Genomic DNA, 25,417 nt, shown 5'->3' on the forward strand with positions numbered 1-25,417 from the left:
AGCATGTTTAATCCTCTAACTATCAAACTTATAAAACTTTGGATCTAGATTTTAAAAAAGCCGGTGGTTTAGTTCCTGCCGTGATACAAGACAATATAACCGGGCATGTCTTGATGCTTGGCTACATGAACCAGGAGGCACTGGATAAAACCCGCCAGGAGGGACTTGTTACCTTCTTTTCCCGTTCAAAAAACCGCCTCTGGACGAAAGGTGAAACATCCGGCAATACCTTGGAGGTCATCAGCATTGCCCGGGACTGCGATGCGGATTCACTGCTTATAAAAGTAAAGCCAAACGGACCGACTTGCCATACCGGCAGCACCAGTTGTTTTGGTGAAGATGAAACCGCGAAACGTGTGGCCGCTATACAGTTTATAGCGCAGTTGGAAGGCGTAATTCAGCAGCGGAAGACAAACCCGGCTGATGGCTCTTACACCAATTTCCTGTTTGAGAAAGGCGTTAACAAAATCGCCCAGAAAGTAGGAGAGGAAGCCGTGGAAACAGTGATAGACGCGGTGGCCGGTGAACTGGAGACCATGAAAGGCGAGACAGCAGATCTTCTTTACCATTTGCTGGTGTTGCTGGTAGCCACTGGCCTTGAACTAAAAGACGTGGTAGCGGTGCTACAGGAGCGGCATCAGAAAAAGTAGCCAGTTAAGAGATTATGTAAAGCAGCTGCAAGTATAAACCCATACTTGCAGCTGCTTTTTAGTTGGCTTGCACAAAGCTTTTGATAGCATCTGCCACTTCTCCACCTCTCTCTTCCTGCACAAAATGCCCGGCTTTATACTTAACTGTTTTAGCCTCCGGAAACTCTTGCTGCCATCGCTGTAAAAAGTGGAGCGGAAGCAGTTTGTCTTTCTCGCCCCACAGAATCAGTTTATTTATACTTTTTAACTTGGCCCGCTGCTCCCACAGCTCCGCGAAGTATGGGTTAGCGTGGTGCAAAGCTTTAGCAAAGTTCCAGGTGCCCAGCCGGTTGGCAGAGGAGGAAAGCGGCTTCTGATAATGCTGCTTTATATCTTTTGTCAGGTGTTTGCGCTCCAGGTAACCTTGTGGCAGTAAAACTTTTGCCGAGAAGCCCAATTGCAGGTAGAGAAATCTGCCTATACTTCCGGACATAAAGCGGCTAATCTTCATCATCGTTTTCTCCTCCTCCAGGCTCCACATCCACGTGTTTAAGATAACGATGTTCTTCACGTTTTCAGGGTGACGTAACGCATAGCGCAGACCAATTGGCCCACCAAAGTCATGAACAACCAGTGTGATATTTTTTAGCTGTAAGTGCTGAATGAGCTGTTCCAGGTTATCAGCGTGTCCGTCTGGTGCATAAGAGAAATCGCGGGGTTTATCAGAAAGGCCAAACCCAAGATGGTCGGGGGCAATGCAGCGGTAGTTCCGGCTGAGGGATTTAATCTGCTGCCGCCACACAAATGACCAGGTGGGCGTACCATGTACAAAAACGATTGGCTCACCTGTACCTTCATCCACATAATGCAAATTACCTTCGGGCAACGCAAAAGTATGATGGCCGAAAGGATAGAGGATGCGATCTAACCACTTGGGTGTATTCATAGCGTGAAGTTTAATTTTAGAATTACAGCTTGCTAAGTTTAAGCGCATTATAAGCAATATTTATGATCTGCTATACAGCGATACCTTGAAATTAACGTATGGAGTGCTAAATGATACTTTTACATGCAGAAAAATCAAAAACAAGGATCTATAAAAGTAAAGAAGTTGCTTAAAGTTACCGCATGGGTTGTGGGAGTTGCACTTCTGCTTTTCGTGGGCCTCTTCGCCTTTACTTTCTGGCTTGAGAGTAAAATAGAAAATATGGTCGCCAAACAATCCAATGGAGTGTATAGGTTGCAGCTTTATGGCCTGGAAACATCGCCTTTCTTAGGCAGTCTTTCCGTGGATAGTTTGTCGCTGGCACCTGATTATAAAAGATGGGAAGAGCTAAACGGAAAGGGGCAGCAGGTGCCCAGAACATTGCTGGACCTGCGTACAAACGGAATTAGCATGCGGCGGTTGAGTTATGCCAAAGTCCTTTTTAGCCAGGATGTGGTGCTGGATGAATTAGCTGTGCAGCAGCCGAATATGGTGATGACAGTGATGCGCCAGGATACCACTACAACACATAAACCGCTGCACGAGACATTGAAAGGCTTTATGAACGGGTTGGCTATCGGCAAAATAGATGTTAACCAGGCAAGCCTTCATTACCGCAGCGGAGCTCAATCCGATACAATGCTTTCTGTACAGCGTTTTTTGCTTACTGTTACTGATTTTAAGTTGAACAGTGCTTCCTTTCATGCAAAGGACAGGGCCTATTACGCTCAAAAGTATGAGGTGCAGGCTACCGATGCTTCATTTCTCCTGCCAGATGGTTTGTACAAAGCAACAACTGACTCGCTGTTTGTAAATAGTGTAACAGGTGAAATTATAGTTAAGAAGATTCAGCTTAACCCGCTGGTAGGCCCGGCTGCATTGGCAAGAGCAAAGGGAGAAGCTGTTACGCACCAGGAGCTGAAGGTGGAACAGGTAGCTTGTAAAGGCATGGATTTTGGGAAGCACTCGCGCAGCAATGAGGTCAGAATAAAGTATGTGTTGGTGCAGACTCCTTCGCTTATCGCATTTAAAGATAAGCAGCATTTTAACATAAAAGGGAAAAAGCCCATGCCGCACGAGATGGTGCAAAGTATAAAAACTCCTTTCCTGATAGACTCTCTTGAGTTGAAAAATGGCTATGCCAGGTATGCTGAATTAGTGCCTGAAGCAGCAGAGCGAGGCCATATTACATTTCATAAGCTCAATGCTGTTGCCACTAACATTTCAAACATACCCGAGCAGATAAGTATGGAAAAGCCCGCCGTTATCAAAGCTAGTACTATGGTGATGGATAGAGCAAAGCTAGAAGTGACCGCACGTATTCCGTTGCTGCACAAGAACGGATACCATACGTTAGAAGGCACTATCGGCGAAGCAAACCTGCAAATGCTGAACCCCATACTTATACCAACCGCTTTTGTAAGAATGGAAAGCGGACAAGTGCGAAGTGGCAGTTTCAAAGCAGAACTGAATGACTCGGAGGCAAACGGAAATTTAACGCTTCTTTACAGCAACCTTAAAATAGATTTATTAACCAAAGGCTCAGGTGGAGAGCAGGGGCTGGGCAAAAATGTACTGTCGTTTTTAGCCAACACTGTCGCTATAAAAGATGCTAACCCAAGTGAGGGAGAGAAGCCCCGCATCGGTACCATTATGGTTAATAGAGACCCGCAACGATCATTTCTGAGTTACTGGAAAGACTGTATTAGCAGCGGCTTCTTATCAAGTATGGGCTTAAAAGGTATGGCAAAAGGGAATATTTAAGTAAAGTGTGCTATCAATCTATAATATAACGGGGTATGTTGACAGGTAAGCGGGTGAGCAGCTCGTAGTTTAACTGTGTGCTGAGTTCGCCGAAAGAGGCTACCGTTATACTTTCGTCGCCTTGCGTACCTAAAAGCACCACCTCATCGTCTTTCTGCACATCCGGAATATTGGTAACGTCCACCATCATCACGTTCATGTTCACGGTACCGACAACGGCAGCCCGCAAGCCTTTAATCAGTACCTGCCCTTGGTTGCTGAGGGCGCGGCTGTAACCCCAGGCATAGCCCACCGGAACAACTGCCAGCACCATATCACGAGGAGCCTGAAAGGAGGTGCCGTAACCAATATACTCGCCTTGCGGCACACTTTTTAGGCTCATGATGCGGCACTTCCAGTTGATTAAGCGGCGTAACGGATCTTTTTTATCATCATGCTGGCTGATGTAGTGGCTGTAAATTTCAGGGCTCGGCCAGAAACCATACTGCATAATCCCCACACGCACCATGTCCATGCGTGTTTCTGGATAGGAGACCATGGCTGCGGAACAGGCCGTGTGGCGCTGTTTGGGATGATAGCCTCCGTTTTGCAGGCGATTAAGTTGCTGCTCGTAAAGCTGTAGCTGTTTCTGTACGCGCTCATGGTTCTGCAAACTCTCGGCACCGGCAAAATGGGTACAGATGCCTATCAGCTCAATCTGCTCCTGGCAACCTTCTAAAATAGATTCGGCATGCTCCAGGGCTGCTTTATCAAAACCAGTTCGGTTCATGCCAGTTTCCAGCTCCAGATGCACTTTAGCCCTTTTGCCAAGCCTTTTGGCTATAGCAGCTGCTTCTATCAATCTATCTAACTCAAATACAAAGAATTCAATATCATGCTGTATGGCCCACTCCAGCTCTGGATTATCTAAATAACCCATAATCATAACCGTTGCCGGCATTTTAATGGTCTGCAAAAGCCTGTGTGCCTCATCAGCGCTGAACACAGAGAAATGATCTATGCCGCATTCCTGCGCTAACGGAGCAAACAGCTCTATGCCATGCCCGTACGCGTTGCCTTTTATAACAGAAGACAGCTTGACAGAAGCACCGACTTCAGATTTAAGGAAGTTGATATTATTCTGAAGTGCTGATTTACTTATCTCAATGTAAGAGCTATGAAGCATAAGGTGTTATGTATGCAGTGTCTGCTGAATTATTTCGTAAAACATAGAGGCACCAGTTAGGATAAGATCGTCCGGGAAATCGTAGTTGGCGTGGTGAAGTTGGGGCTGGTCCATACCGGCACCCAAGCCAAACAATGCACCGTTATACTTTGCCGTCAGGTGCCCGAAATCCTCTGACCACCTGAATGGCTGTGTCGCCTCCTGTACCTGCAAGTCTAGTTTTTCTGCGGCCTGCCTTACCAGTTGTACGGCTTTGCTGTGATTTATGGTAGCCGGGAATTCCTCTACAAAACTTATTTTATACTTTAACCTATACTTTAAGGCAATTTGCTCCACGCTTTGCCTGGTCAGCTCCTTTAGCTTATGCAGGTCTGCGGTTTGGTAGGAGCGAAGGGTTGCCATCACAGTGCCTATGCCTGGGTTTGTGCCAAAAGCCACCTCGCCCAACTGAGCATGTATAACCGTCAGCAGTGTCAGGTCCTGGAAAAGCTCTTTCTGGCGAATCATTTCGTTGAACTTGAGTATAATCTCTGCCATCGCTTCTCCTGGGTTATTGCCATTCTCAGGTTCAGCTGCGTGCGATGGTTTACCGTGCAGTTCTACAATCATGCCTGTAGAGGCTGCGGCAAAGACGTTTTCTTTTATCACTACCTGGTGTTTTGGCCAGCCGGGCAGGTTGTGAAGCGCAAAAACGTAATCAGGGTTCAGTTGCTGTAGCCTTGCATCCTGCAGAACATCCCAGGCACCGGCACCGGTTTCTTCTGCCGGCTGAAACAGAAGTATAAATTTTCCTTTCGATGGTTTGTGATGGTGCAGCAGACTTGCAAGGCCCATCAGGATGGTCATATGACCATCGTGGCCGCAAAGGTGAGCTACTCCGGTATTTTTAGAAGTATAGGCCAAGTCTGGGTTGTCTTCAACTATAGGCAAGGCATCCAGCTCAGCTCTAAAAAGTATAGTAGGGCCTTCATCAGGATTTTTGCTGTTAAAAACGACCAGTAAACCTGTTCCCCCTACCTGGCTATGTATAGCAGCAGGCGAGTACTTTCGTAAAAGAGCTTCGAGATAGGCTGCTGTGTGTGTCTCGGCACCTGAAAGTTCAGGATGCTGGTGCAGGTGGCGGCGCAGTTGGGTTAGCTCTAAAAGAGCTGTCGGTTCTGTGATATGCATGTATGGGTTTTACCGTATTTACACTTAATACAGTAAGATACGAAATCTGCAACAGAGGTTTGGCCTCCGTTGCCACAATCTTAACAAGCGGGTTTAGCTGTAAAACCGATTTATGGCTTGGATAAAGTATAGGGCCTTATCATTTGCTACTAAAAGTATAAGCCATGGCTCCGAAGAAGGGGCCATGGCTTAAGAGTGTAATTAAAGTATAAATCCGCTACAGTTCAGCTTCTAATCGGGTTATAACCTGCTCCATTACCGCTACTAATACGTCAATATCTCTGTTGATTCTGGAAAGATCTCCCTGGGTTTTTGCTTCGCTTTCTATCTGCCGCACTACCTCTTTTAAAGATTCAATCTTCAAGGTATCAATCGAGGATTTAAGTTTATGGGCGGCAGCCCCGACGCCATCCCAGTCTGCCAGGTCACGTTTTAGCTGCAAATCGGCTACTGTTACCGGTACGGTTTCTATGAAAAGCTTTTTTGTGCGGGTAATAAAGTCATCATTCCCTCTGGCTATTTTATGAAGTACAGCCAGGTCATAGAGTGGCTCAGTTAGCTTAATCAGATTGTCTTCAATAGGTTGCATGTCTTGCAAAACGTCTGTTGTTTGGTTTGATTTATGCGGAAGCAAGGCCGCTATTTTCATAAATAATTTCTGTTCTTCAAAAGGCTTAGACATATAATCGTTCATGCCTGCTGCCAGATACTTTTCTGCGTCGCCCTTCAAAGCGTTGGCTGTCAAGGCGATGATCGGCACATTGGCCTTGTTTTCATTCGCTAAATTCCGGATTTCCTGCGTTGCATCCATGCCGCTAAGCTCAGGCATTTGTATATCCATCAGAATGACATCGTACAGGTTCTTTTCTGCCAGTTCCACAGCTATTCGTCCGTTCGGAGCCACATCTACTTCAGCACCCCAGTCTTCTAAAATTGACTGCGCCAGGAAAATGTTAATGTCGTTGTCTTCTGCCAGCAGCACTTTTATAGTTCCCAGGCTTTTATAATCAATTTCTTCTTCCTGTAAAACCTGTAGCTCTTCTGAAGATTTTAAATAGGTAAGTATAAAACTAAACGTACTGCCTCGCTCCTCTATACTTTCTACCCAAATGCGGCCATCCTGCATCTCTATCAGTGTTTTAGAAATGCTAAGCCCCAATCCTGTGCCGCCATACTTACGGGTAGTGCTGGAGTAGGCCTGGCTGAAACCTTCAAAAATATAATCAGCTTTAGACGGCGGTATGCCGATGCCTGTGTCCGTCACCGAGAACTCAACTGTAACCCGGTCTTCCAACTCTTCCAGTGCTTTGCAACTGAGGGTGACGCTGCCTTCTTCTGTGAACTTAATTGCGTTACTTAATAGATTGAGTAACACTTGGTTAAGTCGGTACGGGTCACCAATTACTACAGTATGCTCTAGCTCTAAAGGCTTCAGTATATAAGCAATCTCTTTCTCCTCAGCTTTGTAAATAAACGTCTGAAAAGCTAGCCTAACTGTTTCTGCCAGGTTAAAAGGTATTTCTTCAAGTTCCACCTTACCTGCCTCGATTTTGGCAATATCCAGAATGTCGTTAATGATAACCAACAGGTTGTCGGCGGACTGCCTTATGATGTTCAGGAAGTTCTGCTGCGCCTCATCAAGCGTGGTTTTTTGCAGCAGGCTGGCCATGCCGAGTATGCCGTTCATTGGCGTACGGATCTCATGGCTCATGTTGGCCATAAAGTTCTCCTTCACGCGTGCCGATTCTTCTGCGGCTTCTTTTGCTCTGGTAAGCTCCTGTTCCGTGCGCATCCGGTCGGTAATATCCTGCGCTATAGCAATTATGTAGGGTGATAAGTTAGGTTCCTCTACTTTGTAGTTTTTATAGTATAAATACTGAACCTGCTTCTCCTTGTTAAGTATGGTCAGTACCCCATCTACTAAATTCTGGGATTCAAACTGCTTCAGGTAGTCCTCAAATTGTACTTCAACCTCTCTTGGAAAAAAGTTAAGGAGGCTATGGCCAAGCATTTCTTCTGCAGTATAACCCAGCATGTTAAGCAGGTAAGGGTTAACCGATAGTATAATACCGTTCAGGTCATGCGTACAGATAAATGCGGGACTATAGTTGATTAGGTCGCGGTATTTTTTCTCGCTGTTTTTCAGAGCCTCATCAGATTGGCGCCTATGAGTAATGTTACGGGCAGCAGACTGAAATTTAACAGGCTCACCTAATTCGTTCAGGATCGGGCGTATGCTTGTTTCTACCCAAAGCTCAGAGCCATTGTGGCAAATAAGGCGGTGCTGAAACGTAACATTGATTTTTTTCTGCAAAGCCTCGTTCACAACCTGTTGCTTCGTGAATTCGATATCATCAGGATGGATGATGTCTTTTGGCCGTTTCTGGAGCAGTTCTTCCTGTTTGTAACCTAATATTTCTTCTACAGCCTTGGATGCATACACATAGCTGCCATCCAGGTTGTGGAGGCAAACCATGTCTTTGGAGTTCTCGGAGAGCAGACGGTGCAGTTCCTCGCTCTCTTTCAGCATTTTATTCGCTAAGCGCTGCTCCGTAATATTATTAGAAATACCTAACACATTGATCTGGCCATCGCTAGTAAGGATAGGTTTTTTAACCGTATTAAACCAAAGCACCTCCCCATTTTTCCGCGTAAACCGCTCTTGAATTCTTACTTCCCTATTATCCCGGATTGCCTGCGCGTCAGTATCCAGGTAGAAATTAGCTTCATCTGTACTATGGTGAATATCATTGCTGTTAAGACCGATTAATTCATCTAAATTTTTATCAAATAGCTTAGCAAATTCTTGGTTGGCAAGTATAAAATTGCCATTTGCATCCTTTACATAAATGAGGCTTGAGCTGGCATCTAGCACTTGCCTTATAAACTCATTCTTTTCTTTTACTTCCTGTGCTGCCTTTTTCTCTTCTGTAATATCCCGTATAATGGTCAGCACTTCTTCGTCACTGTACTTCAGCACCCTGCCTTCATAATGCCTTAACCCTTCAGGCAGGTCCAGCTCATAATCAATCTTTTCATAAATGCCTGTAGTAATCACTCTGGCTATCAGTGTCATAAAGGTTGAGGCCAGTTCTTTAGGAATCATGTTGAAGATGTTGGTTCCAATTACTTGCTCTTTCGGAATCATTAAGTGCTTCTGCGCCTCGTTCTTCATATCAAGGTACACGCCATCTTTACTGATAATAAACATCAGGTCGGGGATAGCGGCAAGTATGGAGCGGTTTTTATCCTCGCTTGCAATAATTTCTTCCTGGGCGTGGCGCAGCTCCGATATATTTAAACCATGGCCTATAATAAGCTCAACTTCGCCTTGCTGATTTAAAACCGGATTTAGTTTCCTTATAAAATAATCTTGCTGTCCGGCTTTGTCTGTTAATTTTTCCTCGAATTCTACGCGGGCTTTCGTTTCCAGCACAAGATCCAGGTTATAACTCCTTTCCTTCATGCGCGCAGGAGGGATGTTGCGCATGATGCTATACTCCTCGTTTGTTTTACCGATAATCCATTGGCGTACTTCTGAATCTGCTACAGCGGCAGGGTTTACAAACAGGTACTGCAGCTGCTTGTTGTAAACAACCAAGTCAGATGGAATGTGGTTGAGGATTGACTCGTAAAACTCTTTTTGCCGGAGCAGGTCTTCGCGCTGCTGTCGGATCTGCGTTACGTCTTCAGCTGAGCCAATTACAAGTTTTACCTCGCCGTTGCTCTTGCGTCTGAAGACACTCTCCCGGCAGTAAAGATTTTTCGTTGCGCCGGACTTTGTATGAACCAAATATTCTACATCAAAAACTTCCCCATCGCAAGCGTTACTCATACTTTGTGAGTGCTGCAGAACCATCTGCTTATGCTCAGGTAAAGCTAAATGGTAGAAAATTTGCCCGTTCAAGGCTTCCAGATCTGCTTCAGTATAACCCAGTACGGTTTGTAAATGGTCGTTTATGTAGATACACGCATTGTCTTCTATATCATAGATATATACTATGTTAGGGATAGTATGCGCTATGTTTCGGAGTAGGTTCTGGCTCTCGCGAAGTGCGGTTTCGGCCTGGTGCTGCTCCGTAAAGTCTGTCATGTAGAGGTTAAAGTATCCCTTCTGAGAAACCGGGTAAAACAGCACATGATAGTGGCGAGTGGCAATGCAAATATTAAAAGAAGAGGATTCATCAAGTGGATTTCTTTGAATGCGCTTGATGTGCAGGAGTAACAGGCGTGTAAGACTTTGCACTCGAGATGAGGCAATCTCACGCATAAATACCTGCGCCGCCAGGTTAGCAAATAATATATCGCCATCATAGCTCAACCTCAATACCGGGCTAGGATATTCGTTCTGTACCTCTGCCTGTATATTCTGCCATTTCTCCTCGATAATATCAGCTTCAGGATTTTGGTTATTAAACTCCCGATTTAAAGACGCTTGACGGTTCTGTAAAATTTGCAGCTCTATTAAACGAGCTTTAGCAAGCTCTTCAGCGGCCTTTCTGGCGGACCTTTCCTGCTCTAACTGCTGAAGTAGCTCTTCTTTGATCATCATATTAACGAGGCTTAACTAAACTGCAATGTATACTTTATAGGGCTTGCAGCTGAGTAAGTAATAATGTAAGTAAGCTTGTGTAAATGAATAAAGGCAAGTATGATATCTTGGTTAACTTAGGTGCAGACTAAACTGAAACTCTGTAAGTATGCCCTAGCATGAAGTATGCCCTAGCATGTAGCCGGTAATAAAACTAAACTGGAAGTCTAGATCATAGCTGAAAATTGCAGTTCAACTTTCAGTTTATCTTGTTACCACCTCATTGTTCTGAATCATACGGTATATGGTAGATTTTCCGATGTCTAGCTTATCAGCCACTAAAAGCACATTGCTATCATACTTATCCAGGAAGCGCTGAATAATTTCAGTTGTATACTGCTTTAAAGAGCGTTCCACTGCCAGAAAGTCCTTTTCCGAGTTGCTGGCTGTAAGGTTAATATCGTGTGCTTCTATGATATTTTCATCAGCCATCACTACCGCCAACTCTACCACAGCCTTTAACTCGCGAACGTTGCCAGGGTAGGAGTGGGCCAAAAGTTTTTCCTGCGCCTCCATAGAGAGTGTTTTTTTTCCAAGCCCGTTTTCCTTTGCAAAAGCATCCGTAAAGGATTTGGCTAGCACCAGAATATCGGCGCCCCGGTCACGCAACGGTGGCAGTTGTATCGGCAAGCCCAGTAATCGGTAATATAAATCTTCTCTAAAGTTACCTTTTTTAACCTCTTCAGCCAGGTCTTTGTGTGTTGCCACAATTATACGCGCGTCTATCGGCACCACACTGTTGCCACCGATCCGCGTAATTTCCTTCTCTTGCAGCACCCGCAGCAATTTTGCCTGAAGGCTTATGTCTAATTCTCCAATTTCATCCAGAAATATAGTGCCTTTGTTGGCTTCTTCAAACCGCCCAAGCCTACGTGCAACAGCGCCAGTAAAGGCTCCTTTTTCATGGCCGAAAAGCTCACTTTCGATCAGCTCCCGTGGAATGGCTGCCACGTTTACGGCCACATATGGCATTTTCTTTTTAGGGCTGTTATAATGTATGGCTTTGGCAACTAGCTCTTTACCTGTTCCTGTTTCTCCTGTTATTGATACGGTGATGTTTGTTTTTGCCGCTTTCCCCATCATCGTAAACACACGCTTCATGGCGTCGCTGTTCCCGATAATGAAGTTGCTAAAATCGTATTTCTGGCCGATCTCCTCGCGCAGTTGGTCGATTTCCTGGCGCAAAGAAACGTTTTCACGAATCTTGTTTATAGTATTCCAAAGGCGTTCAGGTGTATCTTCGTCCTTAACTATATAATCGTAAGCGCCTTTCTTTAAAAGGTCTACGGCAGTAGCCACATCCTTCTGTCCGGAAATGACAATGATCTGTGTATCCGGGCTTTGTTCTCTGATTTTGTTGAGTACTTCGGCTCCATTTTTATCAGGAAGCGAATAGTCGAGCGTGATAACATCGGGGCGCTGGTGCAGATTCGTCAGGCAGTCCTTCGCTGAATGGAACTTGGTTAGCTCGTAATCAGGGTTGAGTGACAAATGATACTCCAGTAGCTCACTATACCACACATCATCGTCCAGAATAAATATTTTGAAAGGAGTATTCTTCATGTATCGCTTCCGAAATAACATACTAGTTTGTATTAAAATAGTATGTTGGGATTAGGTTAAAATAATACCTTTTGGCATAAATGCTCAACAAAGCCAGGTTGGGGACTAAGTAATTGAAAAATATACTATTTTACAACTGCAGGAGCGGTTTTTCCTAAATTGGGAAAGCATCTTTGCTATCTCTAATGTATAAAATTAGTGCCATTAACACGCATGTTGTTCTCCAGAAAAAATTAGATATTTAAACATCAGATTAAAAGTAAAAAGGTGCATTAAATTAAAATGCCTCCTTCCTTAAGTATAAAACCAAAGAAGGAGGCATGCTCTTGAAATATACTTTAGCTTAAGTATGGATAGGCTGGTATTTTGCGCGCATAAACATAAAGATGCCATAAGCTATCACACCCAATGCAACGGCGCCTAGTACATAAGAACCATAAGATACATTCTCGAGGAACTGAAATGCCTCGCTGCTACCGCCTGCTTGCTGTGCACTGGAGTTCATCGCAGCCTTCAGGAACAGGTAACCAATCACCAACCATACTATACCACGGGCCATATAACCTACTTTTCCTGCCCGAATCATCTGGTGCTCAACATCGTGCTCTAATCCGCCGCTTTGCACCTTCTTTCTATACTTCTCTGAGTAACCGTAGTAAATCTGGTAAAGCCCTACGGCCATAGTGGCTACTGCTAAAATCCCCACCAGCCATTGCCCGAAAGGCTGCGCCAGTAGCTTAGCCACTAGTGTCTCACGTGAATCTCCACCGCCACCGCCACCGTTGCCGAGCACAATGCGAGCTGCCAGAAAAGCGAAAGCGGCATATACAAGCCCGCTAAAAATGTAGCGTAGGCGTTTTGCCACGCCCTTAGCGCCAGATCCTTTATCTTCGGTGTCATTTACAGCTTGTATGAAGCGCCAAATAGCATAGCAAAGCAGGCCGAGCGCTACAATTCCTAGAAGTACGTTGCCTGCGGGTAAATCCTGAATTGTTTTTAGAATGCTTGATTTTTGGGTGCTGCCAGTGGATTGCCCACCGATTTCGAAAGCTGCCATGAAAGCGATTATGCCCACAAGGCAGTAAACAACCCCTTTTGCGCTAAGTCCGAACCTGGCAAAATTTTCTATCCATTTAGGAGGGGGGCTCGGAACATGTGATGATACATCTGACATATATAATGCGTTTAGTTTATGTTATTAAGGACATACACGGATATTAGGCATAGTTTGTTTCTGCAGCTTTTACAAGTTGTACCATCGAGTTTTGAGGGGCTGTACAAATAAACACAACTCACCGTAATAGGAGAGATGGCAGGCTTTAGAAGTGCGTCGGTATGTTGTATGAAAGCTAATACCACTTAAGCCAAGGCATTATGATGCTACAGATAAAGTATACTTTTTACTATATTTGTTGTATACAGATAAGTGCAAAAATCTTTACGTGCTACAACTATTAGATCAAGAGCTATGAAAAAAAACGTTTCCCTCCTGCTTATATCTGGCTTACTGTCAGGTATAGTATGTCTGTCATCTTGTGTTACAACTTCTGCCTCTATGGGGGCTAAAGCTATTAAGGCGCCTTATGCTGCCAGCCTGCGCAACGCAAAAACCTTTGCCTGGTACCAGCCTGCACCACCTGCTGATGCTGAATACTTAAAAGGATTTAAGCTGGCATTGCATAACCGCATGATTGAAGCTGTTGAAAAAGAAATGCAGGAGCGCGGCTATACTAAGGTGGAGAAAAATCCGGATGTGCTGGTAGCTTACGATATTAGCGTATCGGTGCCGGTAGAGAAGGACAAGCCTGAGAACTTTTCGCCTGGATTTGGCTATAGCTACGGCTACATGAGCGGTTACCGCTACGAGTACGGCTATGCCGACATGCCGGGCTACCGCAGCGTCGATCTTTTTAAGGAGGGCACGCTAATTATTGATCTGATCAACCCCAGGTCTAAAATGCTGCTTTGGCGCGGATGGGCTGAAGGGGGCATAAAGTTTAACGCCGGCGCCGGTGCAGTTCAGAATAAAGTGGATGAGGTAATGGAGCAGCTGTAGCCAACCATTTTGCCTTGGCTGGCTACAGTTTATACCTACTCTTTTAAGTAATAGTTAAATCGCAGCACATCAGCTGGTTTTCCCACCACGTATAACAAGTCGCCGCGCCTAATTTGAGTCGTAGCGTTAATGTTAAGTATAGTTTCTTCCTTACGTCTTATCCCCACAATCGTAATAGCAAACTTGTTCCGGATGTTCGATTCCAAAAGCGGTTTGTTGATGATCTCCGGTTCTTTGGTGTAAACCCTTAAGCTTGCTACTTCTATATCAGGCAAATCCACGCTCAGTTTACCGATATCTGAGTTGTGGTTGGACGTGAGACTGCGAAACATTTCATAGTTATCAGACCTGATTTTCTGCGTGAAGGCTTCAATCTCATCCCGCGGCATGAGGTATTTGTTAAGGGTGCGGGTAAAAATTTCTATGCTTGTCTCAAACTCCTCTGGAATCACCTCATCCGCCCCAATCCTGAAGTTTTCCTCCATTTCCTGCAGAAAGCGCGTTCTGACTATAACATGTACTTTAGCGGATATTTCTCTTATAGTAGAAACAATGCGCTTGGTGGCCTCCGGGTCTGAAATGGCGATCACCACCACCCGGGCCTTGTGTAACTCTATATGCGATAAAATCATAGGGTGAACAGCATCCCCATATACTATCGGCTCTCCCTGTTTTCTCTCGTTTTTAACTGTAGCCGCATTCAGTTCCACTATCACATAAGGAATGTTAGCGTATTTGGCTGCCTTGGCAACATTGCGCCCGTTTATACCATATCCTATAATGATGATGTGGTCGTTGAGTTCAGGGAGGTCGCCGTGCGCATCCTGTTGCTGATGCGAGAAGGGCATAGGCTCCTTGCTAGAAGTGAAGGGAGAAGCGATAAGGTCTGCCAGTTGGCGGTAAGAACCCATCACGAATGGCGTAATAGCCATGGTAAGCAGCGATACGGATAGAAAATACTGGTAAGTCTCTTCAGAAAGAAGTCCGGTGCTGATGCCCGTTTTAGAAAGTATGAAAGCAAACTCACCTACCTGAAAAAGCGATAAACCCACCAGCAACGAAACGCGCAAGGGATATTGTAGCATCCGCGACGCGACAGTGGCTACTACACCTTTCAACAGGAACGTAAGCACAACAAATAGCAGGATGACAGGCAAGTGCTGCAGCAGAAAACCAAAATCCAGTAACATGCCTATGGACACGAAGAAGAAGCTGGTGAAAATCTCGCGGAAAGGAAGTATGTTGCTGGTTGCCTGGTGGCTGTATTCTGATTCTGAGATAATAAGCCCTGCCATAAAAGCACCTAAGGCAAGCGATAAGCCCAGACTGGAAGTAAGCCACGCTACGGCAAAGCAAATAACCACTACGCTAAGTATAAACAGCTCTTTGCTTTTGGTTTCAGCTACGAGGTACAGCAGCCGAGGCACAAGATAGCGCGCACTGATCAAAACGAACACGATAACGAAGGCTCCTTTCAAAGCCATCAGCAGCAGGGCAGTGCCGACATCCTCTGAGCCGCCAGCCATCAACGGTGCCAGCAGCATCATAGGCACCACCACAATATCCTGGAAAATAAGTATGCCCAACACCACACGGCCTTGCGGGCTGTTTATCTCGCCGCGGTCCTGGAGTAGTTTCAGTACAATAGCTGTACTGCTCAATGCTATTAGAAAGCCCATAAAAACAGACTCTCCCCAATTAAAATTAAGCAAAACCATCACCAGCGCCACCAAGGTTATAGTTGCCAGCACCTGCGTTGTGCCGCCCAGAAGCACTGTGCGTTTTATCATCGCCAGCTGCTTAAGCGAGAACTCCATCCCTATAATGAAAAGCAGGAGAATAACACCTATTTCAGCAAGAATCTCAATATCATGCGAAGCAGTTATCAGGCTTAATCCATGCGGGCCGGCGATTACGCCCGTGGCCAAGAAACCAAGTATAGTCGGGAGTTTAAAGCGCTGGAAAAGAAGGATTACAATAACCGATAACCCAAGTATGATAACTATGTCTGATAGTAATGGTATTTCCATAGAGGCCTTACGCTTTGCTTACTGATATATGCATTGAGAAAGTATAAATAGAGTTTGGTTGAACGCTTTGCTTACTTGGTGCCGTCCCATTCCGCATAAAACTGATCTAGAAACTCTTCCATGTACTGGTGCCGATGCAGGGCCAGTTTCCGGGCTGTTTCAGTATGCATACGGTCTTTTAGCAGTAAAAGCTTTTCGTAAAAATGATTGATGGTAGGAGCGGTGTTACTTTTATAAGTCTCGAAGGAGTCGTGCAGCACAGGCTTTATGCCAGGGTTATACATTTCTCGGTTTTTATGGCCGCCATAGGCAAAAGTGCGGGCTATACCTATGGCGCCGATGGCATCCAGTCTGTCCGCGTCCTGCACTACTTTGCCTTCCAAAGTGGGCATATGAGAGGATGTGCCGGCTCCTTTAAAAGAAAGGTCTTTGATAATGCTGCAAACATGGCCAATGACCTCTTCCTCCACAAAATGCTGTTCCATCCAGCTACGGGCCATTTTAGGCCCAACGGTTTCATCTCCGTTATGGAATTTATGGTCACCGATATCATGCAGTAGAGCCGCTAATTCTACAACATATATGTCTGCCTGTTCCTGCTGCGCAATATGCTTGGCATTATTCCATACCCGAAGTATGTGCCACCAGTCATGCCCTGACCCTTCTCCGGAGAGCAAGCCTTGTACATAATTTGCTGCAGCATGTATTGTTTCTTTATGCATAGCTGAGTTCTCTTAGTCAGCTTAAAGCTAAAGAAAAAACTCTTATCAGGCGTTAGTTGCTTGTTTATACTAGTATAAGCTCGTGATCTTCAGCCAATACTTTATTTGGCTCCAGTTGCTCCTCCAGTAGGTTAGCCCAGGTATTCAGGTACAGCACCACATCATTTTGCCGGTTATGTATAAGATGTTTCTGATTGAGCGGCAGCCGTTCCAGAATATCAGGGTGGGTAAGCGACTCCAGGTGAGCTAACTCATATCGTGTTAAGCCCTTATCCAGCATTTGGTCTATAATTTCATCTAGCGGTAAACCACTCTGAGGGCAATAGTCCCGCAGTTGCTCACGCCAATCACCGTAGCGCCACATAGCTGCACCATGTATTTGGCCTTTACTATAGATTGTAATACTTTGAGCTAAATGGCCACAATTGCAGCTACCCATATGCCCCCATTCGTATTTATCGCCGCTTGCTAGCCTGTTTGCAGTCTCGCGTATGGCCTTGATCAACTCCAAAGAACTTCTTGCCATGATTTTGATGCTATAATTGATTGTATTACCAAAGGTGTTTAGGTTGAATTCGGCTTAATTTCCTCTGTCGCCTTTCATAACCCGGTTCATATTTGTTCCTTTGTAATATATCCGTTAGACGTGGCCAAATGTTTGGCTTTCTTTAAAGATCGATGTCAATTAAATTGTTTTCAGTATACAGCTGCCACCCTAAGCTGTATGTTTTTATACTTGCCGCAGTAGGTTTATATTTTTCAATTCATCCGGCGCAGGGGCAGATTCTTAATATTGAGCGTGCAAGGGTAGAGCGAGACTCTGCTGATTACTTTACAGGAAAGGGAGGGCTGAGTTTCTCAATGTTTAATAGAAATGCCGGAAAAAATAACCCGAATAACTACCTTCAACTGACTTTTAACGGAGACATCGCTTATGTATCCAAACAGCATAGTTACCTCTTGCTTAACTATTACAACTACCTGCTGGTCAATTATGATTCGGAGGAGCTACGGAATACGGTAGCCAGTACCGGCTATTCTCACTTTAGGGTTAACTTTTTGCGGAATAACAAGTTATCTTACGAGCTTTTTACGCAGGTTCAGGCTGATAAAGCCAGGGGGCTGGAGTTTAGAACCCTAGCCGGCGGAGGCTTCAGGTACCTCTTGCTCAAAAGTAACAATAGCTCGATCTACCTGGGCACAGGTTTTATGCACGAACATGAGGAGTGGGAAAACGCAGAGCTGGAGCAAAAGCTGATTGTGTCTGATCTCATCAAATCAACTAACTATGTTAGCGGGAAGGTAAAGCTCAATGAGCAGGTGAATACAGAAGGCATAGTATACTACCAAGTTGGCTACGATGACAAGATAAACTCATTCAGAAACAGAGTAAGCGGTGATGTAACGCTGCAAGTGAAACTAACAACGAAATTTTCATTCAGAACCAACTTTAGTTGCACCTTTGAGGATGAACCTATTGTGCCGGTCACAAAGTTCGTGTATGCCATATCTAATGGCATACAGGTGCAGTTTTAACGGGAGGCGCAATTTAATTATAGGAAATTCTGCTTTCTAACGCAATATTTTCATAATTTTACCATTTCAGTCCATAGAACTCATAAACTAAAAATAGCCGCTAGGTTTATTTAAACTAGAAGCAATAACAATCTGATGCGCAAAACCCTTATCGCATGGTGGTTCGTGCTCGGGATGGTGATTTTCGCCTCCTGCGTTCCACAAAAAAAATTACTCCTGCTACAGGAGAACCCGGAGGTAGAAAATCAAGGAAAGGCAGATGAGCTTATTAAAACCTTTGACCTCAAGAAACCTGTTTATACTTTAAGAACTGGAGATGTGCTTTCTTTACGGGTACAATCCACTACTCCCGCAGAATACGATTTCCTGAGTGCAGGCGCTACAACTTTTGGTGCCACTGACCCTGTTTTAGACGGTTATACTATTGATGATGCGGGTGATATCCTGCTGCCAGTGGTAGGTAAAATTAGTTTAGGCGGCCTCACAATGCAGGAGGCCCGTGCAAGTGTAACGGAATCGCTTAAGCCTTTTTTGGCTAATCCCACTGTTAATCTTCGTTTGCTTACCTTCCGCTATACCATAGTAGGCGAGGTTAGTAGCCAAGGGCAGTTCACTACTTATCAGGATAACATAAATGTAATGGAGGCTATCGCTACGGCAGGCGGCTTAAGTCCTTATGCTAACCGTGGCAGAATTAAGCTGATTCGCTATGAAGAGGGGCAGGCTAAGGTGTATGCATTCAGCCTTCTTGATGAAACTACGTTGGCAAAGACCAACTTCTACCTGCAGCCTGATGATATGATTGTGGTTGACCCTCTGCCAGCCAAATTTTTCAGGGAAAATGTGCTCGGCACCTTCTCGCTTGGGTTTGGTATCATTGCATCAGCAGTTCTTCTTTTCACTAGATTATCAAATTAACTAGAAGTTGGAACCTACATTTAACTCTGAAGAAAATAGCTTCATAGATTTTAAGGCTGTACTTAACTCAGCTCTTTCTAAGTGGTATCTTTTTGTGCTTGGCACTGTTGCGGCTCTTGCTGTAGCATATCTAATCAACCGTTACACTGTACCTGAGTATGAGATAACATCTTCTGTCATGGTATCAGGAGATGCAACTCAAGGCGCTAATGCTGCTGCCTTACTTTATGGTGCTGAGCTTTTCAAAGGCACTCAAGGACTAACTAACGAGTCTATGCTTTTGAAGACGAAGCAGATGGCTAAGGAAACTCTTGACAAACTCGATTTCAGAGTAAGCTATTATATCCAGGGTAATGTCCTGCTAATGGAAGCTTATAAAGCTGATGCCCCGATACATGTAGTTTTCGATTCAACCGCTGCAGATGTTCCTTATAACGTTATGTTCAAGGTTGGTGTAGTGGGAGATAACTCATATACACTCTTAACTGAGAATCTAAAGTGGAATACCAAACTTGCTGACCAGACATTCGAATTTGGCAAGTCTTACCTTATTGATGGTTTTGCCTTTACAGTAGAACTCCTTAAGCAGGAGCCTTTTGCCAATAATGAAGTTCTTTTTCAGATTAATGATCTAGAAGACTTGGCTAAACGCTATGCTTCCAACCTTTCTGTTTCTCCATATGGTGGCGATGCATCTGCATTAGTATTGACTGTAGCTGGAACTACACCCAAGAAAGAAGTTGATTACCTGAATGCCCATATGGAAACATATAGGCAGAACAACCTGGATATAAAAAATGCAAAGGCTATAGGTACGCTTGGCTTTATTGACCAACAGCTACAGCAGATTAGCGACTCCCTATACTTTATAGAGTCACGGCTCGAAGATTTTAAGAAACGTAATGCCGCAATGGATTTAAGCGCCGCCGGTGCTAAGGTGGCAGGTGAGCTACAGGTTCTGGAGCAGAGCAAGGCTGAGCTTTTGATGAACTCCCGATACTACGATTACCTTTCAACCTATTTAAGTAAAGAAAATACAGATGAGCTGATTCAGGCACCTGCTACTTTGGGCATCAGCGACCCTGTACTTAATACGTTGGTGTCTCAGCTGGTTACGCTGCAGACAGAGCTAAGCGTTGCTTCTTCTAATCAGGGACAAGAAAACCCCGCGATCAAACTGAAGCAACAGCAGTTAAGAGAGGTTCGTGCATCATTATTGGAGAACCTTAGCAGCCTTGAAGAAGCCAATCAGATTGGCTTAAATAACCTTAACCAGCGTATCCAAAGAGCAGCTGCTGAGCTTCAGAAGCTGCCCTCATCGGAAAGGCAGTTAATAAACATTCAAAGGTTATACAGCTTAAGTGAGAACCTTTATGTTTTCTTAATGGAAAAACGTGCAGAAGCGGGTATTTCAAAAGCTGCGAATACTTCTGACATCACCATACTTAAGGAGGCTTCTGTCAGTAAGCAAACGGCTCCTCTGCCACTGCGCAACTATGGTATTGCTTTGGCAATCGGTCTTGGGCTTCCACTTGCGTTCATCTTCATCAAAGAGTTGATGAACAACAAAATCAGCACTGCAGAGGACATTGCTAAGTTTACAGCACTGCCTTTGCTGGGGCTGGTGGGGCACAACAAAAAAGATGACAATCTACTGGCCAACTTGAGCCCGAAATCGGCATTAGCGGAGGCATTTAGAACAGTAAGATCTAATTTGCGCTACATGACAGGTGTGGCCGAGTCAGAAACAGAAGGCGGTAAAATCATAGTTATTACTTCTTCCATAAGTGGTGAGGGTAAGACTTTCTCTGCTAAAAACCTGGCTTATATTATCTCGATCTCCGGCGAAAGAACGCTTCTGGTGAATGCTGATATGCGTAAACCTAACAATAACACAGATTTAGGAGTTACGAACAGCACTGGACTAAGCAACTACCTGGCCGGCCATATCCCAATGGATGAGGTTATTTATACTACTATCCAGGAAAACCTACATGTGTTGCCTTCCGGGGATATTCCTCCAAATCCTTCTGAGCTACTCCTTAGCAACCGCATGTCGGACTTGATAGTAGAGCTGAAGAAGCGTTATGACTACATAATTATGGATACACCGCCGGTGGGGATACTTTCGGATGGTCTGGAGTTAATGCAGATTTCAGATGCAAACGTATTCATGGTACGTCAGAACTATACTATTAAAGACTTCTTGAAAAACGTGCAGCTACAGCATGAGTCGGGTAAAATCCGTAATACGGCGATTTTATTTAATGATGTTGACTATAAGAAACTAAACTACGGGTATGGCTACGGTTACGGCTATGGCTACGGTTATTATGCTGAAGATAATGAAACAAAGTCTTGGTGGAAACGAATAAGGGGTTAAAAAACCCCTTATTCGTTTATATACCTTTCCTCAACATAATTTATGCTTAAAGATTCTAAAATATACGTGGCAGGCCATAGAGGTATGGTCGGTTCAGCCATTGTTCGAAAGCTTCAGAATGAAGGCTTTTCAAATATCATCACCCGAACTTCTAAAGAGCTTGATCTGAGAAACCAGCAATCAGTTGAAGATTTCTTTGCAGAGGAAAAACCTGAATTTGTTTTCCTGGCAGCGGCTAAAGTAGGGGGCATACAAGCTAATAATACATTTCGCGCCGAGTTTCTTTACGACAACCTCATGATTGAGGCTAACATCATCCAGGCAGCTCACAAGTATGGAGTTAAGAAGCTGATGTTCTTAGGCTCTTCATGCATTTACCCTAAGCTGGCCCCGCAGCCACTGAAAGAGGAATATTTGTTAACAGGCCCCTTAGAGCAAACCAATGAGCCGTATGCTATTGCCAAAATAGCTGGCATTAAGCTATGCGAAGCTTACCGCGACCAGTACGGGAGTAACTTCATCAGCGTAATGCCTACCAACCTTTATGGCTACAATGATAACTACGACCTTAACAACTCTCATGTACTCCCTGCCTTAATCAGGAAATTTCATGAAGCGAAGGAGGAGGGAGCGCCATCAGTTACTGTTTGGGGTACAGGAAGCCCTCGACGGGAATTTCTTTTTGCAGACGACTTAGCGGAAGCCTGCCTTTACCTGATGGAAAATTATAACGGCAGAGAGCTTGTTAACATAGGAACAGGAGAGGACATTACCATAAAAGACCTGGCTTTACTGGTAAAAGATATCGTTGGTTTTGAGGGTGAGCTGACTTTTGATACTTCCAAACCAGATGGAACTCCGCGAAAATTAATGGATGTATCTAAATTGCATAGCCTTGGTTTCAAGCACTCTACAACTTTAGAAAAAGGAATTAAGCTGGCTTATGCAGATTTTAAAAACAAAACTGTAGAAGTATAGTATATATACCCGTTTACAATTCATCTATACTTTACCAACCCTTTACATTTATATAATGAAAACTGCCCTTATCACTGGTGTAACCGGTCAGGACGGAGCGTACCTGGCGGAGTTACTTCTAAGCAAAGGATACAAGGTGCACGGCATTAAGCGCCGTAGCTCCAGCTTCAATACCGACCGTATCGACCACCTGTACCAGGACCCGCACGAGAAGAACATAAACTTCAAGCTGCACTACGGCGACCTGACCGACTCTACTAACCTAATCCGTATAATACAGGAAACTCAACCGGATGAAATCTATAACCTGGCCGCTATGAGCCATGTTAAAGTTAGTTTCGATACGCCTGAGTACACAGCTAATGCCGACGGGCTCGGAACATTACGTATACTGGAGGCAATCCGAATTTTGGGCCTCACAAAAAAGACTAAAATTTACCAAGCATCAACCTCAGAGCTTTACGGCTTGGTGCAGGCTGTGCCGCAGTCGGAGACAACTCCGTTTTACCCACGTTCTCCTTACGCTGTGGCCAAACTCTACGGCTACTGGATTACTGTAAACTACCGTGAAGCTTACGGCATGTATGCGTGTAACGGTATTCTGTTCAACCACGAGTCGCCGCTGAGAGGTGAGACTTTTGTGACTAGAAAAATTACGCGCGCTGCAGCCCGCATTGGCATGGGCTTACAGGATAAACTGTTCCTGGGTAACATGGATGCCAAGCGTGACTGGGGCCATGCCAAAGACTACGTAGAAGCTATGTGGCGCATCCTGCAGCAGGATCAGCCGGAGGATTATGTGATTGCTACTGGCGTTACCACAACTGTACGCGATTTCGTGAAGATGGCCTTTGCTGAACTTGGCATTGAAATCGATTTTAAAGGCGAGGGTGTGGAAGAGAAAGGTTATGTTGCCGCTTGCAAAAACCCTGATTATCAATTAGAGTTAGGCCGTGAGGTTGTTTGTGTAGATCCTAATTACTTCCGTCCGACGGAGGTGGAACTGCTGATTGGTGATGCTACCAAAGCGAAAGAAAAGCTGCAGTGGACACCGAAGTACGATTTGCCTGCTCTGGTAAAAGACATGATGGAAGCTGATATTGAGCTCTTCAAGCGTGACAGCTACTTAGTAGAAGGCGGACACAAAGTATATAACTACCACGAGCTCCAGTAACGGAACTGAGGAAGATACAAGAACATGCAAAAAGCCGGCTGATTCAGTTCAACCGGCTTTTTGCATGTTAAAAATCAGATAGACAAAAAAAGAGCTTGTGAATTAACACAAGCTCTTTTAAAGAGCGGTCTGGACGGGACTCGAACCCGCGACCTCCGCCGTGACAGGGCGGCATTCTAACCAACTGAACTACCAGACCAATACTTTTGATGTTTTGCCGAGCCTCTTGCTCCGCGTTTTTTGCGTCTACCGCAGTTTACCTGCGGTCTGGACGGGACTCGAACCCGCGACCTCCGCCGTGACAGGGCGGCATTCTAACCAACTGAACTACCAGACCAATACTTTTGATGTTTTGCCGAGCCTCTTGCTCTGTGTTTTTGCGTCTACCGCAGTTTTACCTGCGGTCTGGACGGGACTCGAACCCGCGACCTCCGCCGTGACAGGGCGGCATTCTAACCAACTGAACTACCAGACCGTTTGTCTTTTCCTTAACTGTTAGTGTTAAAGTGATGCAAAGGTATGTTTACGGATTTAAATGTGCAAATACTTAGCATCTTTTTAGGCCTATATTTTAGCTTAAATTATCGAACAGCTTCATTTACAGGAGAATTAATTTTTAGGGCAAGTATAAATTCGCACTTCTGTTACGTGCATTGGCGGAAAATCTTAAATTTGTGGTACTAAACACAAGCTACGAACTTATGCTTTTAGATTTTGAACAGCCCATTGCTGCCTTAGAGGGCAAACTGCAGGAGATGAAAAAATTGGCCGATGAAAGCCAGGTTGATGTTTCGGAGGCAGTTAAGGCTCTTGAAGAGAAAATCAGGACTCTTAAAAAGGAGACATACGCTAACCTAACCCGTTGGCAACGTGTACAGCTTTCGCGCCACCCTGAAAGGCCTTATACTTTGGATTACATACATGGTATAACAGATAAATTTGTAGAACTGCACGGCGACCGTACTGTTAGCGATGATAAAGCAATGGTTGGCGGTTTCGGTGAGCTAGATGGCCGCGGCGTAATGATTATTGGGCAGCAGAAGGGCCGCAACACCAAGCAGCGCCAAATGCGCAATTTTGGTATGGCTAACCCGGAAGGGTACCGTAAAGCGCTTCGCCTGATGAAGATGGCAGAGAAGTTTAACAAGCCAATCATCACCTTTATTGATACACCAGGTGCTTTTCCAGGCCTTGAGGCCGAAGAGCGAGGACAGGGAGAGGCAATTGCCCGTAACCTGAAGGAGATGTTTATGCTGAAGGTGCCTGTCATTTGTGTTATCATCGGGGAAGGTGCATCGGGCGGTGCTTTAGGTATAGCCATCGGTGACCGTGTTATGATGCTGGAGAACACTTGGTATTCTGTTATTTCTCCTGAATCCTGCTCATCTATACTATGGCGCAGCTGGAACTACAAAGAACAGGCTGCTGAGGCACTAAAGCTAACAGCCACAGATATGCTCCAGAACAAGCTGATTGATGGTATTATCAAAGAGCCGCTAGGAGGAGCCCATCTTGACCCGAACAAGATGATGGCAACCTTGAAAAAAGAATTAATCAAATTGCTGGAAGAACTTGGAACCATGGATGCAGAGGAACGTATCATGGAACGCATTGAAAAGTTCTCTAATATGGGAGTTGTTTTAGAAGCATAATTTTATAACAACTAAAAAAAAATGAATTAGAAGCACGAGCAACAGTTCCTGCGTCTAATTCATTTTTGTTTTTGCCTCTTCTTCCGACATTTATCATGTCT

General features: G+C 44.8%; 18 protein-coding genes and 3 tRNA genes. 9 read left to right on the plus strand and 12 right to left on the minus strand.

Annotation, left to right across the window (positions count from 1 at the left end; all coding sequences use genetic code 11):
* Positions 1–38: 38 nt before the first annotated feature.
* Positions 39–650, plus strand: coding sequence for a bifunctional phosphoribosyl-AMP cyclohydrolase/phosphoribosyl-ATP diphosphatase HisIE (hisIE, locus tag Q1B04_RS15820; RefSeq protein WP_299760535.1), 612 nt, complete (start codon positions 39–41; stop codon positions 648–650).
* A 58-nt stretch (positions 651–708) separates the two neighbouring features.
* On the opposite strand, the gene Q1B04_RS15825 is transcribed toward hisIE, so the two are convergent.
* Positions 709–1,575: an alpha/beta fold hydrolase gene (locus Q1B04_RS15825; protein WP_299760537.1), complete on the minus strand. Its 867-nt coding sequence runs from the start codon at positions 1,573–1,575 to the stop codon at positions 709–711.
* 189 nt (positions 1,576–1,764) lie between these two features.
* Between Q1B04_RS15825 and Q1B04_RS15830 the strand changes: the two genes are divergently transcribed.
* Positions 1,765–3,378 (plus strand): hypothetical protein, encoded by a 1,614-nt coding sequence (locus Q1B04_RS15830; protein ID WP_299760539.1) that lies wholly within the window; start codon positions 1,765–1,767, stop codon positions 3,376–3,378.
* 13 nt (positions 3,379–3,391) lie between these two features.
* Here Q1B04_RS15830 and alr read toward each other — a convergent pair whose 3' ends face one another.
* From alr to Q1B04_RS15855, 5 genes are all read right to left on the minus strand, one after another.
* Positions 3,392–4,543 carry an alanine racemase gene (gene alr / locus Q1B04_RS15835; RefSeq protein ID WP_299760541.1) on the minus strand — a complete coding sequence of 384 codons (1,152 nt, stop codon included), beginning with the start codon at positions 4,541–4,543 and terminating at the stop codon, positions 3,392–3,394.
* A gap of 6 nt (positions 4,544–4,549) precedes the next feature.
* Complete coding sequence (locus Q1B04_RS15840) at positions 4,550–5,713, minus strand: amidohydrolase (RefSeq protein WP_299760543.1); 1,164 nt, start codon at positions 5,711–5,713, stop codon at positions 4,550–4,552.
* A gap of 217 nt (positions 5,714–5,930) precedes the next feature.
* The gene (locus Q1B04_RS15845) at positions 5,931–10,265 is read right to left on the minus strand and encodes a PAS domain S-box protein (protein WP_299760545.1); all 4,335 of its coding nucleotides are present in this window, start codon (positions 10,263–10,265) and stop codon (positions 5,931–5,933) included.
* A gap of 243 nt (positions 10,266–10,508) precedes the next feature.
* Positions 10,509–11,867: a sigma-54 dependent transcriptional regulator gene (locus Q1B04_RS15850; RefSeq protein ID WP_299760547.1), complete on the minus strand. Its 1,359-nt coding sequence runs from the start codon at positions 11,865–11,867 to the stop codon at positions 10,509–10,511.
* A 343-nt stretch (positions 11,868–12,210) separates the two neighbouring features.
* Positions 12,211–13,041 carry a DUF1206 domain-containing protein gene (locus Q1B04_RS15855; RefSeq protein ID WP_299760549.1) on the minus strand — a complete coding sequence of 277 codons (831 nt, stop codon included), beginning with the start codon at positions 13,039–13,041 and terminating at the stop codon, positions 12,211–12,213.
* A 294-nt stretch (positions 13,042–13,335) separates the two neighbouring features.
* Between Q1B04_RS15855 and Q1B04_RS15860 the strand changes: the two genes are divergently transcribed.
* Entirely contained in the window at positions 13,336–13,923 is a 588-nt protein-coding gene (locus Q1B04_RS15860) for a DUF4136 domain-containing protein (protein WP_299760551.1), read from the plus strand.
* Positions 13,924–13,958: 35 nt separating this feature from the next.
* Here the strand turns inward: Q1B04_RS15860 and Q1B04_RS15865 are convergent, their stop codons facing one another.
* The 3 genes from Q1B04_RS15865 to Q1B04_RS15875 form a co-directional block, all read right to left on the minus strand.
* Positions 13,959–15,953, minus strand: coding sequence for a cation:proton antiporter (locus Q1B04_RS15865; protein ID WP_299760553.1), 1,995 nt, complete (start codon positions 15,951–15,953; stop codon positions 13,959–13,961).
* A gap of 71 nt (positions 15,954–16,024) precedes the next feature.
* Positions 16,025–16,675: an HD domain-containing protein gene (locus Q1B04_RS15870; RefSeq protein WP_299760555.1), complete on the minus strand. Its 651-nt coding sequence runs from the start codon at positions 16,673–16,675 to the stop codon at positions 16,025–16,027.
* Positions 16,676–16,739: 64 nt separating this feature from the next.
* Positions 16,740–17,201 carry a hypothetical protein gene (locus Q1B04_RS15875; RefSeq protein ID WP_299760557.1) on the minus strand — a complete coding sequence of 154 codons (462 nt, stop codon included), beginning with the start codon at positions 17,199–17,201 and terminating at the stop codon, positions 16,740–16,742.
* Between the two features lie 152 nt (positions 17,202–17,353).
* Here Q1B04_RS15875 and Q1B04_RS15880 point away from each other — a divergent pair, with 152 nt between their 5' ends.
* From Q1B04_RS15880 to gmd, 5 genes are all read left to right on the plus strand, one after another.
* The gene (locus tag Q1B04_RS15880; protein ID WP_299760559.1) at positions 17,354–18,211 is read left to right on the plus strand and encodes a DUF481 domain-containing protein; all 858 of its coding nucleotides are present in this window, start codon (positions 17,354–17,356) and stop codon (positions 18,209–18,211) included.
* Between the two features lie 135 nt (positions 18,212–18,346).
* Entirely contained in the window at positions 18,347–19,129 is a 783-nt protein-coding gene (locus Q1B04_RS15885; RefSeq protein WP_299760561.1) for a polysaccharide biosynthesis/export family protein, read from the plus strand.
* A 7-nt stretch (positions 19,130–19,136) separates the two neighbouring features.
* Positions 19,137–21,512, plus strand: coding sequence for a tyrosine-protein kinase (locus Q1B04_RS15890; RefSeq protein ID WP_299760564.1), 2,376 nt, complete (start codon positions 19,137–19,139; stop codon positions 21,510–21,512).
* Between the two features lie 42 nt (positions 21,513–21,554).
* Positions 21,555–22,490 carry a GDP-L-fucose synthase gene (locus tag Q1B04_RS15895; RefSeq protein ID WP_299760566.1) on the plus strand — a complete coding sequence of 312 codons (936 nt, stop codon included), beginning with the start codon at positions 21,555–21,557 and terminating at the stop codon, positions 22,488–22,490.
* A gap of 55 nt (positions 22,491–22,545) precedes the next feature.
* Complete coding sequence (gene gmd / locus Q1B04_RS15900) at positions 22,546–23,664, plus strand: GDP-mannose 4,6-dehydratase (protein WP_299760568.1); 1,119 nt, start codon at positions 22,546–22,548, stop codon at positions 23,662–23,664.
* 125 nt (positions 23,665–23,789) lie between these two features.
* On the opposite strand, the gene Q1B04_RS15905 is transcribed toward gmd, so the two are convergent.
* From Q1B04_RS15905 to Q1B04_RS15915, 3 genes are all read right to left on the minus strand, one after another.
* Positions 23,790–23,863: transfer RNA gene (locus Q1B04_RS15905), tRNA-Asp, on the minus strand.
* Positions 23,864–23,927: 64 nt separating this feature from the next.
* Positions 23,928–24,001: transfer RNA gene (locus Q1B04_RS15910), tRNA-Asp, on the minus strand.
* Between the two features lie 64 nt (positions 24,002–24,065).
* Positions 24,066–24,139, minus strand: a tRNA-Asp gene (locus tag Q1B04_RS15915).
* Between the two features lie 226 nt (positions 24,140–24,365).
* On the opposite strand from Q1B04_RS15915, the gene Q1B04_RS15920 reads away from it, so the two are divergent.
* Positions 24,366–25,316: an acetyl-CoA carboxylase carboxyltransferase subunit alpha gene (locus Q1B04_RS15920; protein WP_299760570.1), complete on the plus strand. Its 951-nt coding sequence runs from the start codon at positions 24,366–24,368 to the stop codon at positions 25,314–25,316.
* Positions 25,317–25,417: the final 101 nt, after the last annotated feature.

This window comes from uncultured Pontibacter sp., from assembly GCF_947495565.1.
GTDB lineage: Bacteria > Bacteroidota > Bacteroidia > Cytophagales > Hymenobacteraceae > Pontibacter.

What these genes read in the sequence shown, in the direction of transcription:
- Q1B04_RS15825 (WP_299760537.1), bottom strand. Translation starts at nt 1,575, where the DNA reads ATGAATACACCCAAGTGGTTAGATCGCATCCTCTATCCTTTCGGCCAT.
- alr (WP_299760541.1), bottom strand. Translation starts at nt 4,543, where the DNA reads ATGCTTCATAGCTCTTACATTGAGATAAGTAAATCAGCACTTCAGAAT.
- Q1B04_RS15840 (WP_299760543.1), bottom strand. Translation starts at nt 5,713, where the DNA reads ATGCATATCACAGAACCGACAGCTCTTTTAGAGCTAACCCAACTGCGC.
- Q1B04_RS15845 (WP_299760545.1), bottom strand. Translation starts at nt 10,265, where the DNA reads ATGATGATCAAAGAAGAGCTACTTCAGCAGTTAGAGCAGGAAAGGTCC.
- Q1B04_RS15850 (WP_299760547.1), bottom strand. Translation starts at nt 11,867, where the DNA reads ATGAAGAATACTCCTTTCAAAATATTTATTCTGGACGATGATGTGTGG.
- Q1B04_RS15855 (WP_299760549.1), bottom strand. Translation starts at nt 13,041, where the DNA reads ATGTCAGATGTATCATCACATGTTCCGAGCCCCCCTCCTAAATGGATA.
- Q1B04_RS15860 (WP_299760551.1), top strand. Translation starts at nt 13,336, where the DNA reads ATGAAAAAAAACGTTTCCCTCCTGCTTATATCTGGCTTACTGTCAGGT.
- Q1B04_RS15865 (WP_299760553.1), bottom strand. Translation starts at nt 15,953, where the DNA reads ATGGAAATACCATTACTATCAGACATAGTTATCATACTTGGGTTATCG.
- Q1B04_RS15870 (WP_299760555.1), bottom strand. Translation starts at nt 16,675, where the DNA reads ATGCATAAAGAAACAATACATGCTGCAGCAAATTATGTACAAGGCTTG.
- Q1B04_RS15875 (WP_299760557.1), bottom strand. Translation starts at nt 17,201, where the DNA reads ATGGCAAGAAGTTCTTTGGAGTTGATCAAGGCCATACGCGAGACTGCA.
- Q1B04_RS15880 (WP_299760559.1), top strand. Translation starts at nt 17,354, where the DNA reads ATGTCAATTAAATTGTTTTCAGTATACAGCTGCCACCCTAAGCTGTAT.
- Q1B04_RS15885 (WP_299760561.1), top strand. Translation starts at nt 18,347, where the DNA reads ATGCGCAAAACCCTTATCGCATGGTGGTTCGTGCTCGGGATGGTGATT.
- Q1B04_RS15895 (WP_299760566.1), top strand. Translation starts at nt 21,555, where the DNA reads ATGCTTAAAGATTCTAAAATATACGTGGCAGGCCATAGAGGTATGGTC.
- gmd (WP_299760568.1), top strand. Translation starts at nt 22,546, where the DNA reads ATGAAAACTGCCCTTATCACTGGTGTAACCGGTCAGGACGGAGCGTAC.
- Q1B04_RS15920 (WP_299760570.1), top strand. Translation starts at nt 24,366, where the DNA reads ATGCTTTTAGATTTTGAACAGCCCATTGCTGCCTTAGAGGGCAAACTG.